This is a genomic window from Tenggerimyces flavus, from assembly GCF_016907715.1.
In the GTDB taxonomy this organism is placed as follows: Bacteria; Actinomycetota; Actinomycetes; order Propionibacteriales; family Actinopolymorphaceae; genus Tenggerimyces; species Tenggerimyces flavus.
In genome coordinates, this window is record NZ_JAFBCM010000001.1 from 5,023,785 (window position 1) to 5,038,324 (window position 14,540).

Annotated in this window: 10 protein-coding genes; 3 read left to right on the forward strand and 7 right to left on the reverse strand. The window is 70.1% G+C overall.

Annotated elements, in window-relative coordinates; genetic code table 11:
- Window positions 1-71: 71 nt before the first annotated feature.
- The 4 genes from JOD67_RS23480 to JOD67_RS23495 all read right to left on the reverse strand — a co-directional run bounded on the left by JOD67_RS23480 (window position 72) and on the right by JOD67_RS23495 (window position 5,585).
- Window positions 72-1,970 carry a S9 family peptidase gene (locus tag JOD67_RS23480; RefSeq protein ID WP_205119856.1) on the reverse strand — a complete coding sequence of 633 codons (1,899 nt, stop codon included), beginning with the start codon at window positions 1,968-1,970 and terminating at the stop codon, window positions 72-74.
- Window positions 1,970-3,850: a S9 family peptidase gene (locus tag JOD67_RS23485; protein WP_205119857.1), complete on the reverse strand. Its 1,881-nt coding sequence runs from the start codon at window positions 3,848-3,850 to the stop codon at window positions 1,970-1,972. The genes JOD67_RS23480 and JOD67_RS23485 overlap by 1 nt, the downstream gene beginning before the upstream one ends.
- 14 nt (window positions 3,851-3,864) lie before the next feature.
- On the reverse strand, window positions 3,865-4,740 hold the full coding sequence (locus tag JOD67_RS23490; RefSeq protein WP_205119858.1) for an alpha/beta fold hydrolase: 876 nt from the start codon (window positions 4,738-4,740) through the stop codon (window positions 3,865-3,867).
- A 686-nt stretch (window positions 4,741-5,426) separates the two neighbouring features.
- Window positions 5,427-5,585, reverse strand: coding sequence for a hypothetical protein (locus JOD67_RS23495; protein WP_205119859.1), 159 nt, complete (start codon window positions 5,583-5,585; stop codon window positions 5,427-5,429).
- 153 nt (window positions 5,586-5,738) lie between these two features.
- On the opposite strand from JOD67_RS23495, the gene JOD67_RS23500 reads away from it, so the two are divergent.
- Both JOD67_RS23500 and JOD67_RS23505 read left to right on the forward strand, forming a co-directional pair.
- On the forward strand, window positions 5,739-6,866 hold the full coding sequence (locus JOD67_RS23500) for a metallophosphoesterase family protein (RefSeq protein WP_205119860.1): 1,128 nt from the start codon (window positions 5,739-5,741) through the stop codon (window positions 6,864-6,866).
- The gene (locus JOD67_RS23505; RefSeq protein WP_205119861.1) at window positions 6,863-9,472 is read left to right on the forward strand and encodes an AAA family ATPase; all 2,610 of its coding nucleotides are present in this window, start codon (window positions 6,863-6,865) and stop codon (window positions 9,470-9,472) included. Before JOD67_RS23500 ends, JOD67_RS23505 begins: the two co-directional genes overlap by 4 nt.
- Before the next feature lie 6 nt (window positions 9,473-9,478).
- Here the strand turns inward: JOD67_RS23505 and fdhD are convergent, their stop codons facing one another.
- The gene (gene fdhD / locus JOD67_RS23510) at window positions 9,479-10,342 is read right to left on the reverse strand and encodes a formate dehydrogenase accessory sulfurtransferase FdhD (RefSeq protein WP_205119862.1); all 864 of its coding nucleotides are present in this window, start codon (window positions 10,340-10,342) and stop codon (window positions 9,479-9,481) included.
- Window positions 10,339-11,334: a ring-cleaving dioxygenase gene (locus JOD67_RS23515; RefSeq protein WP_307782519.1), complete on the reverse strand. Its 996-nt coding sequence runs from the start codon at window positions 11,332-11,334 to the stop codon at window positions 10,339-10,341. The genes fdhD and JOD67_RS23515 overlap by 4 nt, the downstream gene beginning before the upstream one ends.
- Window positions 11,335-11,567: 233 nt before the next feature.
- Between JOD67_RS23515 and JOD67_RS23520 the strand changes: the two genes are divergently transcribed.
- Complete coding sequence (locus JOD67_RS23520; protein ID WP_205119863.1) at window positions 11,568-12,377, forward strand: TrmH family RNA methyltransferase; 810 nt, start codon at window positions 11,568-11,570, stop codon at window positions 12,375-12,377.
- Window positions 12,378-12,537: 160 nt separating this feature from the next.
- Here the strand turns inward: JOD67_RS23520 and JOD67_RS23525 are convergent, their stop codons facing one another.
- Window positions 12,538-14,172, reverse strand: coding sequence for a VWA domain-containing protein (locus tag JOD67_RS23525; RefSeq protein ID WP_205119864.1), 1,635 nt, complete (start codon window positions 14,170-14,172; stop codon window positions 12,538-12,540).
- Window positions 14,173-14,540: the final 368 nt, after the last annotated feature.

Consider the following 14,540-nt stretch of genomic DNA (forward strand, 5'->3'; position numbering starts at 1 on the left):
GGCTCAGGCATGAGAGAAGAATCCCAGGAGCGGTCCTCAACCGGCCAGCCGCTCCCGGTCAGCTCGAGCGTTCAGACGTACTTGGTGATCCAGGCGCGGACCTCGGCGAGCAGGTGCCGCTGGTGCGCGGCCTCGGCGATCGCGTGGCCCTCCCGCGGATAGGTGACCAATCGCACAGTGGCGTCGTGGTCGAGCAGCGCCCGGTGGAAGCCGATCCCCTGCGAGACGGGCACGCGGACGTCGCTCTCCCCGTGCACGATCAGCACCGGCGTCGACACGTTCTTCGCATACGAGATCGCCGACCGTACGGCCGTCTCGTGCGGCCCCGGCCCGTCCCACGGCCGGTCGCCGCCGAGCGTGGCGGAGAACGTCGGGATGTCGCACTCCCGAACCATGCCCGCCCAGTCGGTCACGCCGGCGCCGACGATCGCGGCCTTGAACCGGTCGGTATGCGAGACCGCCCAGGCGGTCAGCATGCCGCCGCCGCTCCACCCGCAGATCGCGAGCCGATCCGGATCGGCGATGCCACGTTCGACGGCGACATCCACCGCGGCGATGACGTCGCCGTAGTCGGCACCGCAGATGTCGCCGCGGACCGTCGCCGCGAACGTGTGGCCGCGGCCGAATCCGCCACGGAAGTTGGGCATCAGCACCGCGTACCCGGCCGTCGCCAACCACTGGCCCCAGCCCATCGCGTTCTCCAACTGCAGTGACGGGCCGCGCCGGGTGTATGGACCGCCGTGCGGGATCACGACCGTGGGCAGCGGGTCGTTGCCGGCGTTCGGCGGCCGGAGCAGGATGCCGTCGAGCTCCCACTCGTCGTGCGTACGCCAGCGGAACTCCTCGACCGAAGCGAGCGCCACACCGTCCAACGAGTCGCCGTGCGAGCTGATGCGGCGGACCGCGCCGGGCGGGCCGGCCCACACCTCGCGGGTACGGTCGCTGGTCGGGCAGCTGTAGGCGATCACCGGACCGTTCGGCGTCTGGCGCGCGGCGACCCACCACGGGTTGTCCGGCAGCTCGGTGACGACCTCCACCACGCCGGTCCCGAGGTCGCGCCACTCCAACCGCGTGCCGAGTCCTCCGGCGACGATCACGAGCACGCGCCGTTCGCCGGGTACGGCACTGGTCGCGAGCGTGCTGCAGTACGGGTCGGACTGCTGCGACCCGATCACGACGGGTTCGCCGCCCTCGAGATCGACCGCCCACACGGTCGAGCCTGCTTGCGGAATCCGCTCGTGCTCGGCGGCGAACGCGAGCCGGGACCCCTCGGACGGCCAGGCGACCGTGCTGGCGTCGGCCGCCGTGCAGAGGCGCTGAGACTCGCCGCCTTCGATCGGGCAGACGTAGACGGTGCTCAGGGTGCCGTCGCCCAGCACGCCCGTCGTCGTCGCCGAGGCGGTGTAGGCGAGCCGCGTACCGTCCGGCGACCAGGTGAGAGCGGCGACGTGGACGTCACCGGTCGGGAGCTGGGTCACGTCGCCGGAGGCGACGTCGACGAGCCAGAGGCGCCGGAACGGTTGGCGTTCGCCGTACACCGCCGGGTCGTCGCGCTCCTTCTCCCTGCGCTCGTCCTCCTCGTCGGGTTCGGCGACACCGAGGAAGGCGATGCGTGTGCCGTCCGGCGACCACTCGTACGCCTCGACACTCTTCTTCCGCACGACGAACGGCCGTGCCTCGCCGCCGTTCGCGGACATGAGGTAGAGGCCGTTCTTGCTGTGCTCCTTGCGATCTGACAGGAACGCGAGCTGCTCGCCGTCGGGCGACCAGCGGGGTTGGAGGTCCACGCCGCCGTACGTCCAGCGACGCGGCGGCGTGGAGCCGTCGACAGCGGCGACGAAGATCGCGGCCTCACCGCGTTCGTCCGGCTTGCCGATCGGGGCCGCGCCCCAGGCGACGCGCGAGCCATCGGGGGACAGGTGGACCTCGGTCGGCAGCCAGAGGCCGGCGACCTGCTCAGCGGTCAGCACTAGACGTACTTCTCGATCCAGGCGCGGACCTCGGCGAGGAGGTGCCGCTGGTGCTTGGCTTCGACGATGCCGTGGCCCTCGCGCGGGTACGTGACGAACCGGACGGTCGCGTCGTGGTCCTTCAGCGCGCGTTGGAAACCGGTCGCCTGGGGGAGCGGCACGCGGGCGTCCTTCTCTCCATGCAGGATCAGCAGGGGGGTGGTGACGTTCTTGGCGTACGAGATCGGCGACTTCTTCGCCGCCTCGTGCGGACCCGGACCGTCCCACGGACGGTCGCCGCAGAACTCGGCCTCGATCCCGCCGATGTCACCCTGCAGGACCATGCCGCCCCAGTCGCTGACGCCCGCGCCCATGATCCCGGCCTTGAACCGATCCGTCTGCGTCACGGCCCATGCGGTCAGGAAGCCGCCCTGACTCCAACCGCCGATCGCGAGCCGGTCCGGGTCGGCGATGCCGCGCTCGATCGCGGCGTCGACGGCCGCCATCACGTCGCCGAACTCGTCACCGCCGACGCCGTTGCGAGCGAGCTCCGCGAACGCGTGGCCGTGGCCCATTCCGCCACGGTAGTTGGGCATCAGGGCCGCGTAGCCGATCGTGGAGAGCCACTGTCCCCAGGTCCACCAGCCGAGGATCTCGCTCCGGTCGACGCGACCGTACGGGCCGCCGTGGGGGACGACGATCAGCGGGTACGGGCCGTCGCCGGCGTTCGTGGGCCGGATCAGGATGCCGTCCAGCTCCAGGCCGTCGGCGGAGCGCCAGGTGAAGTTCTCCAACGCTCCGACGGCCACGTCGGCGACCGGCTCGTGGTGGTCGCTGACCAGCTCGAGTGCTCCGGGCCGGCCTGTGCGTACCTCGTGGCCGCTGGCGATCGCGAGCACGATGCCGTCGTCGGTCACCCGGGCGGCGGTGCCGTTCGGGAACGAGTCCAGTTCGGTGATGGGCTCGGCGTCGCCGGTCGTTGGGTCGCGCCATTCGAGGCGGGTGTCGAGACCTTCCGCGACGAGGACGAGCGCGCGCCGTTCGCCGGGGATGGCGGTGGCGAGGACGGTGCAGAACGGGTCGTCGGTGCTCGAGCCGATGATCCGCGGCTCGCCGCCCTTCGGGTCGACCGCGTGAACCGTGAGACCGCCCAGCACCGAGGCCTTGTGGTAAGTGGTGAACACGATGGGCTCGGCGTCGTCGTTCCAGCTGATCGTGCTCGCCCAAGCTGCCGGGCAGAGGCGTTCGGGCTCGCCGCCGTCGAGGGCGATGACGTACAGCGCGTTGGTGCCGGTGTGGTCGAGTTCGGGGTTCGTTCGCGCGATGTAGGCGAGCTTCGTCCCGCTCGCCGACCAGGCGATCCCGTCGACGTGGACCTCGCCGGTCGCGACCTCGGTGACCTCGCCGCTCTCGACGTCGACGAGCCAGAGGCGCCGGAACGGCAGGCGCTCGCCGTACACCGCCGGGTCGTCCCGCTCCTTCTCGCGGCGCTCGTCCTCCTCGTCGGGCTCGCTCGGCGCGAGGAACGCGATCCGCGTCCCGTCCGGGGACCAGGCGTACGTCTCCATACTCTTCTTGCGCACCACGATGGGGCGCGCCTCGCCGCCGTCGGCGGACATGACGTACAGGCCGTTCGTGCCGCGCTCCTTGCGGTCGGAGAGGAACGCGAGCCGCGTCCCGTCGGGCGACCAGCACGGAATGCGGTCGGCGCCGCCGTACGTCCAGCGCCGCCCCGACCCCGCGACCCCGACGTCCGCGACGAAGATCGCGGCCTCGTGGTGCTCGTCCTCCTTGCCGAACGGGCCCGCGCTCCAGGCGACTCGGGTGGCGTCGGGGGACAGGTCGATGGACTGCGGGATCCACAGGCTGGTCAGGAGCTCGGCGGTGAGTTCGGTCGACATGCACCGATCCTCGCCTATCGGTGCAAGCGGCCGAGGAAGTCGCGGGTCAGGTCGACGATCTCGGCCAGGTGCGTCTCGATCGCCCAGTGCCCGGCGTCGGGAAGCAGGTGGAACTCGGCGTTGGGGAGGTCTTGGAGGTAGGCGCGGCCTGAGTTTGCCGGCATGTAGCCGTCGTTCGGGCCCCAGATGATCAGCGTCGGCGGCTGGAGCTTGCGGAGGGCTGCTCGGTAGGCGGGGTAGCGCTTGATGCTCTCGCCGAGGTCGAGGAAGAGGTCGACCATGGCTTCGCGGTTGCGTTCGAGGATCGGCCAGGAGAGCTGCCACAGGTCGGGGCTGATGCGTTGCGCGATGTCTGGTGCGACCTCGCCGAGGACTTCTTCTTTGAGGCCTTCGAACGTGACGTTCTCCCTGAGCTGTGCGCGCTTGTCCTCGGTGGGGTCTGCCCAGAGCTCCTTGAGGGCTTGGTACTTCGGGCCGAGCGCGTCTTCGTACAGGTCGCCGTTCTGGATGATCAGCGCGTCGATGCGTTCGGGGTGTCTGGCGGCGAGGTCGAAGCCGACGTCTGAGCCGTAGTCGAAGATGTAGAGGGTGTATTTGTCGATGCTGAGGACCTCGGTGAAGCGCTCGAGTCCGTCGGCGTAGGCCTGGAAGGAGTAGGTGAAGGTGTCGCGCGGCGGCGCTTCGCTGTAGCCGAAGCCCGGGTAGTCGGGGGCGATGAGGTGGTAGCGGTCGCCTAGGGCGCGCATGAACATGCGGTACTGGAACGACGACGACGGATAGCCGTGGGGGAGGAGCACTACTGGTGCGTCTGGTGGGCCGGCTTGGCGGTAGAAGATCTCGATGCCATCGACGTCGATGGTGTGATGAGTGACCGGTACGAGACTGGACATGCCTCGATCCTCCCCAGCTGTTACCTGCTTCATCCGCCGCGGCCACGCTCCGGGGCGTGGAGGCCCCTCCCGACCGGGCGAGGCTCACTGTCCTCGCGATGGAGCTGTCCGGCTAGCGGGTCCGTCAGCGCGCTCTGCGGGGTGTGGGTGCTCCGCCTCGTCATCTCGTCCGCCAGTGTCCGGTCGCGGCGGAGCGAGTAAAGGGCGCCTCTCTAGGTGGCGCTTCGCGCGGGAGAGAGGCGTCGCTTCGCGACCGCTTTGCGGCCCTTGACTAGCTCCGCCGCGACCGGAAAGGCGCATGGACGAGATCGACGTGGCGCCTGATCGACTCCCTGCCAGCTCCCTGGCGACAGCGCTCCCCGTCGACCAGCTGGCGCACCCAGCTCTGCCGCGCCCCATCCCCTTCGCCACCCCTCCCGCTGTTTGGATGAAGGGCACCTTCATCCAACGCACTCCCTCCACCGGCGGCTGAGCTGCCCCGCTGCCCTCATGCGTCATCCACTTTGCCCCTGAAGGGGGCGTTCCGAGGGTGCTCGCAGGGGTGGGAACGCCCCCTTCATGGGCAATGTCACGATGCGGGATCAGCTGATCGCTGCCTACAACCTGCACGACTCACCCACCGTGCGCGCTCCCCGTCGTTTGAATGAAGGGCACCTTCATTCGAACCTATTGAATGAAGGTGCCCTTCATTCAAAACCGCGCCCGCCGCCGCCCCAGCCGGTGATCATGAACGTGATCATGAAGCCTGACCGGTCGTATTCGCCGGGTTTGGCTTCATGATCACGTTCATGATCACGGCGAGACCGCGCTTCGTCCACAGGTGGCTGGCTTGGCGAGTTGTCCACAGGTTGCGCTCCCCGTCCCTCGTTCGCCACTCCCACCGGCGAGTCTTGAGGCCCATGAAACCGCCGGAAGGAGCTCCGAGATGAGTAACTGCGACGCCCACTGGGCGTGGCACCGAGGTCCTGTCGGTCCGCTCGGTTAGCGTGCGAGGAACCATGGCAGTCACCTTTCTGCACTCGGCCGACTGGCAGCTCGGGATGCTTCGCCGCTTCCTGGGTCCAGAGGCGCAGGCGAGGTTCGGCCAGGCTCGGATCGACGCGATCGAACGGATCGGGCGGGTCGCGACCGAGACCGACGCGGCGTTCGTCGTCGTGTCCGGCGACGTGTTCGAGGCCAACCAGGTCGACCGGCAGATCGTTCGTCGCGCCGGGGAGGCGCTGCGGGCGATTACTTGTCCGGTCTTCCTGCTGCCCGGCAACCACGACTCGCTCGAGCCGGGCTCGGTCTGGACCAGCCCCGCCCTGACCCAGGCGCTGCCCAGTCATGTCGAGGTGCTCACCGACGCGCGGCCGCGGACTCCGGTCCCGGGCGTGGAGGTGATCGGCGCGCCCTGGCGGAGCCGGCGGCCCGAGGAGGACCCGGTCGGCGAGCCGGCCGCCGCGCTGCCACCGCCGAACGACAACCTGCGCGTCCTGGTCGGCCACGGGCGGTTCGACGGGCTCGTGCCCGGGGTGGTCGACGGCGAGCTCGTCGACCTCGACAAGGTCGAGCGAGCCGTCAAGGAACGCCGCGTCGACTATGTCGCGCTCGGCGACCGGCACTCGGTCACGTCGGTCGGCGACACGGGGCGGATCTGGTACGCCGGGACGCCCGAGGTCACGCGACCCGAGGAAGAGCTGCCCGGCCAGGTGCTCCGCGTCCGCCTCACCGACGACAGCTGCGACGTCCAACCCATCCCGATCGGCACCTGGCGGATGCACTCGCACGTCGTCGAGGTCGACGACGGCGAGGGGCTCGAGGCGCTCGCGAACTGGTTCGGCGACCAGCCGGACAAGGCCCGTACGTACGTCCGCCTCGGCGTCCGCGGCAGCCTCTCGGTCACCGGCATGGCGCGGCTCGACATGCTCGTCGACGCGCAGGACGAGGTGTACGCCGCGGTGCAGCGGTGGCCGAAGCGGTGGGACGTGACGATCCGCCCCGACGACCTCGCGCTCGACCGGCTCGGCGTCACCGGCCCTTCGCGCGCGGCGCTGGACGAGCTGCGCATCGCCACCGGCAACGGCGATGCCGAGGCCGCGGACGCCCTCGCGCTGTTCCATCGGCTGGTGGGCGGTGTCGCATGAGGCTGCACCGGCTGGCGCTGAGTGACTTCCGCGGGGTCGAACGCCGCGAGCTGACCCTCGCCGACACCGGCGTGACCGTCGTCGTCGGCAACAACGAGACCGGCAAGTCGAGCCTGCTCGAGGCGTTGGCCCTGCTGTTCGACCTGCCCGACGACTCCAAGGCCACCCGGCTGCGGGTCGTTCAGCCGGTGGGTCGCGACGTCGGCACCGAGGTCGAGGCGGACCTGTCGCTCGGGTCGGCACGCATGCGCTACCGCAAGCGCTGGTTCCGGCAGCGCGCCACCGAGCTGTCGGTGCAACCGGGCAGCCACACCTGGATCGGCCGCGAAGCGCACGACGAGGCGCACCGGTTGTTCACCCAGCACGTCGACGCCACGCTGTGGAATGCGTTGGTCGTCGGCCAGGGCGACGCGCTCGTCGCTCCGGTCGCGGGCAACGTGGCGCCCGTTCTCACCGCGTTGGACGAGGCGGCCGGCGGCGAGGTCGACCACGGCGCGTCGGTGCCGCTGGTCGAGGCCGTGCAGCGGGAGTATCTCCGCTACTTCACCCGGCTCGGCCGCACGACGGGGGAGTACGCGGCGGTGATCGTCGCGCACACTGACGCCGAACGAGTGGCCGCGACCGCCGACGCGCGGCTCGCGGAGGTCGAGCAGGACGTCGAACGAGCCCAGCGACTCGCGCGGGAACGAGCCGCGCTCCTGCACCGCATCTCCGACCACGCCGCGACGGTCGCCGACCTGGACAAGCGCCGGCAGCAGACCGCGGACCTGGTGACGGCCGCCGAGCTGGCGCGGACGGCGGTCGAGCTGGCCTCCGAACGCCACGCCGCCGCGACCGGGTTGGCCGAGCGCCGAGTCGTCCTGGTGAAGGCCGCGGACCAGCGCGCGAAGGCCGTGGCGGGCGCGACCGTGCAGGCACGCGAGGCCGCGGCCACGCTCAAGACGGCGGAACGCGAGCTGGACAAGGCGAGTTCGGCCCTCCGCAAGGCGCGCGAGAAGCACGCGGCCGCCCGCGCCGACGCCGACGAGCTCGACCGCCAGGTGTCCCGGCAGCGCGACCGCGCCGACCTGGCCGAGCTGGACGCGACGCTCACCGCCGTGCAGGAGGCCTACGCGGCCGAGCGCGCCGCGAACGACATGCTCGAGCAGAATCCGGTCGACGAGCGCTGCCTGGAGCGGGCCGAGTCCGCGCATCGTGCGGTGTTGGTGGCACGTTCGGCGTTGACGGCCGGCGCCCCGAAGGTCGAGATCCAGCGGCTCGGCGCGGCCGACGTCGTAGTGGGTCCGGACAAGGTGACGTCGGAACGTTCGATCACGGTCGACCGCACGGTGACCGTCGCTGTCGATGGCGTGGTCGAGGTGCGGATCAGCCCCGGAGACGGCGTCGCCGGGCTCGCCGCCGCGTTGTCGTCGGCGGAGCAGGCCGAACGAGCCGTCCTCGCCGACCTCGACTGCGCCGACGTCGAGACGGTCCGGGCGACGGCGAAGAAGAGGGCGTCCGCCGTACGAGACCTGCAGGCGGCGCGGAAGCGGCTCGCCGAGCGGCTGCGCGGCTCGACGATCGAGCACCTGATCGCGCGTCAAGCCCAGCTTGCGGCGCGACTGGAGGAGTCGGCGGAGTTCGACGGCATGCTGCCGCTTGAGCTCGACGACCTGCGGACCGATCTCGGCGCGGCGCGCACCGTCGAGGCCGACGCGGCCAAGGTGCTCGCGGTGGCCGAGAGTGAGGAATCCCAAGCCCGTAAGGCGTTCGAGACCGCAAGCAGCAACGCGACGGCGACGCGGGTACGAGCCGAGCAGGAGAACGAACGGCGCGACGACGCCGTCGCCGCCCTCGCCACGGCTCGTGATGCGCAGACCGACGCCGTGGTCACCGAGCTCGTACGATCGGCGACAGCTACGCTCGCGGAGGCGAACGCGTCGTGCGGCAAGGCCGAGGCCGCACTCGCGGCGAGCGGCGCCGAACGCGTGGTGGCCGAGCTCGCCGCGGCGGTGGAGTTGCGCGACCAACTGGCCGAGGAGGCCGAAGAACTGCACGGCGAGCTGCGGCGGATCGAAGGCCGGCTGGAGATGGCCGGCGCGCAGGGCCTGGCGTCGGAGCGAGACCGGCTGCAGGCCGAGCTGGCCCAGGCAGCCGCGCGCCGTTCGGTGATCGAGCGCCGTGCGCTCGCCGCCCGACGGCTCTCCGAGACGCTCGCCCGGCACCGCGCCGACACGCGTCGCCGGTTCGCCGCGCCCTTGCGCGACCAGGTGGAGTCGCTCGGCCGGGAGCTGTACGGCCCGACGTTCTCGGTGACGCTGGGGGAGGAGCTCGAGGTCGCCTACCGCCAGATCGAGGGCGTCCAGCTCCCCGTGACCTCACTGTCCACCGGCGCCCGCGAACAGCTGGCCATCCTGGTCCGCTTGGCGATCGCCGGCCTGACCGCGACCGACGGCACCGGCGTCCCGGTGATCCTCGACGACGCCCTGGGCTGGTCCGACCCCAGCCGCCTCAAGTCCATGGGCTCCCTGCTCGCCAAGGTCGGCGAGTCCTCCCAAGTCCTGCTGCTGACCTCGGTCCCCGACCGCTACGCCTGGGTCCCGAACGCCAAGGTCATCCACTTCTAGTTCTGCCTAGTCCAGCGCGACGCGTTCGGGGTGGGAGTAGAGGACGAAGCGTTCGTTGCGGACGAAGCCGGCGAGGGTCATGCCGAAGCGCTTGGCGAGGTCGACGGCGAGGCTGGAAGGCGCCCCCACCGCGGCGATGAAGGGGATGCCGGCGGCGAGGGCCTTCTGGGTGATCTCGTAGCCCGCACGCCCGCTCACCATCAGCACGGTGTCGGAGAGCGGCAGCTTGTCGTTCAGCAGCGCCCAGCCCACCAGCTTGTCCACCGCGTTGTGCCTCCCGATGTCCTCCCGCGCACACAGCAATGTGCCGTCGGCGGAGAACAAGCCCGACCCGTGCAGGCCACCGGTACGCGTGAACACGTTCTGCGTCTCGCGAAGCCGATCCGCCAACGTGTGCAGGACTTCCGGCTCCACCACCGGCCCCGAAGCAACCGGCGAGCACCCGCGCAGCTCCAGCTCGTCGAGGCTCTTCTTCCCACACACCCCGCACGCCGACGTCGCCGCGCCGTACCGGGGCGCGGGCAGGTGCTGGGCCGGGCGAGTGAGCTCGACGGTGACCACGTTGTACAGCTGCTCCGGCGTCAGCGACGCATCCACGCAGTACGCGACCCGCCGTACGTCCGACGACGAGGCAATGATCCCCTCCGACGACAGAAACCCTGCCGCGAGCTCGAAGTCCGCCCCCGGAGTCCGCATCGTCACGACCAACGAACGGGCCTCCGACCCCGGCTGCGCCAGCCGGATCTCCAGCGGCTCCTCGGTCGCCAGCTGGTCGTCGCGGTACCGCGAGTCGGAGCCGTTCACCTCGCGCACCCGTACGCGCACGACGGTGCCCGGTCGCTTCCGCCCGACCGTCAGCTCCTCGGTCATGCCTGCTCCGGAAGGTGCAGAGCCGGAAGGTTGCGCTGGATCTCCTCGCGGTTCGGCTCCAACCACGGCGGCAGCCGCAGGTGCCGGCCCAGCTCGAGCAGCGGCTCGTCCACCGCGAACCCCGGCGGATCCGTCGCGATCTCCAGCAGTACGCCGCCCGGCTCGCGGAAGTAGATCGAACGGAAGTAGTTCCGGTCGAGGATCTGCGTCACGTTCAGCCCCTGCTCGACGAGCTCGTCGCGCCACACCTCCTGTGCCGCGTCGTCCGGCGCCCGCCAGGCGATGTGGTGCACCGTTCCGGCGGCGACCAGACCGCGTGGCGCCGACGGGTCGCTGACCAGGTCGACCAGAGCGCCCGAGCCGCCAGAACCACCGTCGGCGGAGAACCGCACCCCGTCGCCCGACTCCTCGACGAGCCCGAACCCGAGGTCGTCGGCGAACAGCCCGGCCGTCTTCTCGTGGTCGTCCTCGGTCAGCGTCACCGCGTGCAGCGCGCGGACGGCGTACGAGTCACCCACCGGCCCCTTCGTCCACGGCACGCTGCGGCCGTCCTCCTCGTGCTCGACCAGCTCGACGATCAACCCGTCCGGGTCGTGCAGCGACAGCGCCACCTCCGAGCCGCGGTCCTCGATCTCCGACGTCGCGATGTCGAGCTGGGCCAGCCGCGACCGCCACCAGCCGAGCGAGCCCTCCGGCACCGTGAACGCGGTCCGCGTGACCTGCCCGGTGCCGTGCACACCCGGCTTGGCGTTCGGCCACGGGAAGAACGTGAGGATCGTGCCGGGCGTCCCGACCTCGTCGGCGTAGTAGAGGTGATAGGTGTCGGGGGCGTCGAAGTTCACGGTCTGCTTGACCAAACGCATGCCGAGCACGTTCAGGTAGAAGTCGGCGTTGGCCTGCGGGTCGGTCGCTATCGCCGTGACGTGGTGCAGGCCAGCGGGACGAACGGTGGTCATCGCGCCCTCCGGTGGGTCGACACGGTTGGTCGACACCGCCCATCTTGCTCCCTCGGGCACGAAAACCGAATGACTCGGCGGCCTCGCGCCGCCTACGATCGCGCCCGTGATGAGAACCCTTGGCTAGTGCGGTTTAGACCGCACTGCCACGCCTGGGTGACCGTCGGGAGACGCCCACCCTCACATGCTGTTGCCGCGGCTTAGGAAGGGCCGCCGCCAGCCTCACGCCTTCTCTTCACCGCATCATGCCTTCCTGGAGCGCATCCATCATGGCGCTGCTACACATCGGCCTTCAGCACCCTGTCTTCCGCGAGCTCCTCACGCTGCGCAGGAACGAAGGCCGCTCCACACCCGACCGCATCGTCGTCGAGGGAGCCTGGGAGCACGAACAGCTCCTCACCAGCGGCGCCGTAGTCGAGTCGTTCTTCTGGTGCCCGGAAGCCTCGCAGAGCGAACGGGCCCAGAAGTACGCCGCCGAGACGAGCACGACCGCGCTCGCGTCGTACCGGATCTCCGAACGGGCGCTCGCCCGGCTGACCCGCCAGGGCCGGCCGGACGGGTTGCTCTCGGTCGCCCGGCTCCCCAGCTGGGAGCCCTCGGAGTTCCGGTTCGGCCGGTCCGGGCTCGTGCTCGTCGCCGACGGAGTCGAGTACGCCGGCAACCTCGGCACGCTGATCCGTACGGTCGATGCCGCGCGCGCCGACTGCCTCGTCCTCACCAACCGCCGGGCCCGCCGCAGCCACCCGAAGGTGCTGTCAGCGAGCCGGGGGATGGTGCTCCGGACGCCGGTCGTCGAGTTCGACACGGTGTCGGCGTCGGCCGACTGGCTTCGCGAGCACGGCTTCCACGTGCTGCTCGCGGATCCGGGGACGAGCGTGAGCTACCGGTCCGTCGACTACGCGGCCGCCCCCACGGCGATCGTGGTCGGTTCCGAGGGCTCCGGCCTGCCACCGGAATGGCGATCGCAGGGCTTCGAGGCCGTCTCGATCCCCATGCTCGGCTTGGCGGACTCGCTCAACGTCGCCCTGTCTGCTGGGATCCTTCTATTCGAGGCACGGGCACACAAGAACGGCTGGTAGGAAGGATCCCCTCAGGATGCCGCGCCGTCGACTGTTGTCATCGCCGGGCCGGTACCGGATGTTCACCGCGCTCCTGGTCTGGCGTGGCGTCCGGAGGGGATCCTTACTTGGGAGTCACCGGATCGTCGACCCCGACCACGGGCCGACGATCCGGTGGGAGTCAGCTACGGCAGGAGCCGCGGCACTCACGGCTGAGCAGGGCGTCGATGACGATGCTCTGCATGTCCTCGGTGTTCTGCGCCTTGAACGCCTGGCCACCCATCGCGTCGGCCAGCTGGCGGAGCACGCCGATGTCGGCGTCCGGGCCGAGGCCCACCAGGATCACCTGGATCGGCTTGTCCGCGGTCGTCTCGTTCCGCAGCTGCCGGACCAGCGTCTCCAGGTTCGTGTTGGAGACGTTGTCGTCCTTGCCGTCGGTCAGCAGCACCATCGTGTTCGACCGGCCGCTCTCGAAGTTCTGCCTCGCCGAGCGGTACGCAGCCAGCACGGTGTCGTAGAGGCCGGTGTTCCCGGCGACCTGGCGCGGCAGGCCGTCCAGCGCCTTCACGGCGTTCTGGCGATGAACGGGATCCAGCGCGTTCACCTCGACCAGCGAACGGTAGTCCTCGTCGTTCGGACCCAGGTTCTGGGAGAAGATCCACAGACCGAACTTTGCCGAGTTCGGGTAGTACGTGAGCGCCGTCTTCGCGGCCTGGCGGGCGAGCTCGATCCGGGTCGAACCGCTGCCCTCGGCCTTGCTGCCCATCGTCCCGGACACGTCGACCACCGTGAGCAGGCGCGGGTCGAGCGTGACCGCGGCCCACGTACGCAGGATGTCGTCGGCGTCGGTCGGCGCCAGCACCGGCTTGAGCTCGGGCGGCAGCTTCACCGCCTTCGGGTCCGGTACGGTCTTCGACACCGAGTCGCGGAAGCCGGCGTCGTGCAGGACCTTCTTCCCGGCCTCGCTCTCGGCGTACCGGATCAGCGTCTTGCCGGCCTCGATCGTCGGGTCGAGCTCGACGTCCTCGTTGCCGAGCATCACCGCGTAGATCGGATAGTCGAACATCACCGTTCCGGTCGTCGGAACGATCGCCGTCAGGTCGGCGTCCGGGTTGGCCTTGGCAGTCTTCAGGAACTGCTGCTCCGACGTCGGCACCGCGTGCTTCAGCCCGGTCGACGCCCGGCCGAGTTCCTCGGTCAGGTCCTTCACCCGGTCCTGCGCGCGCTCGATGATCGTGCGGCCGATGCGTTCACGGGACTCCACGCGGTCGCCGCGGATCGTCCGCCGGATGCCGAGCAGCGCCTGCAGCGTGGTCATCGACTTGTCCGGGTCGGCCAGCGCGACCTTGCCCTTGGCGGTCATGTCGGCCCAGTTCCCGGCGATCGGCCGCAGCTGCGCGGCCTGCGCCTTCGTGGTCGCGACCACGAGCGGGGACAGCGCCATCGACGCCTTCATCGGCAGCAGGCGGTCACCGAGGATGCCGGTCCGGCCGAGCCACGCCTCCGAGTCGGGGATCCACAGGTTCGGCGTGTCGCTCTCGTCGTCGCCGTTCGCGAGCAGGTTGAAGACCTCGATCGACGTGACGCCGCGGACCGTGAACGACAGACAGATGTCGTTCACCGAAGCCTTGTCGTCGGTGATCTGCTTGGTGATCGCGCGAACGGGAGCCTCGAGCTCCGGCGTGACCGAGATCGCGACCTCCTGCGAACCCGTGCAGGTCGGGCGCTTGGCCACGTTGTTCTTGTTGTCGAACACCTGAACCGCGACGTACGCGACGAGCACGACGCCGAGAATTGCCGCCGCGGCAGCAAACACCCGACCGTGGCCACGAAGGCCCCGGCTGGGCGCGCTGTAGGCCTGCTGACGATCCGGCGACGGTCCACCGGGTCGACGAGGCCCGTTTGACGCGGCATGACGTCCGGGCATGTAGGTACAGTCCTCCAGTTCCCCCCTGTACGACGCGCCGACAGTACAGGAAAGTGACACTCCGTGGTCAATGGGGCGAATCTGTGCCTGATCGACTACACGGCGTCATAACTGCCGGTCAAGGCGGTGAAACAGCGCACATTGAGGACATCCGGGACAGCCCGTTTTGGCCGTGGTTAACAATATGCGTCGCCTCTGCGGCATCGCCACGGGTTCGACCGACCTGTCTCGGAGCGGCCAAACAGATCAATTCAGAC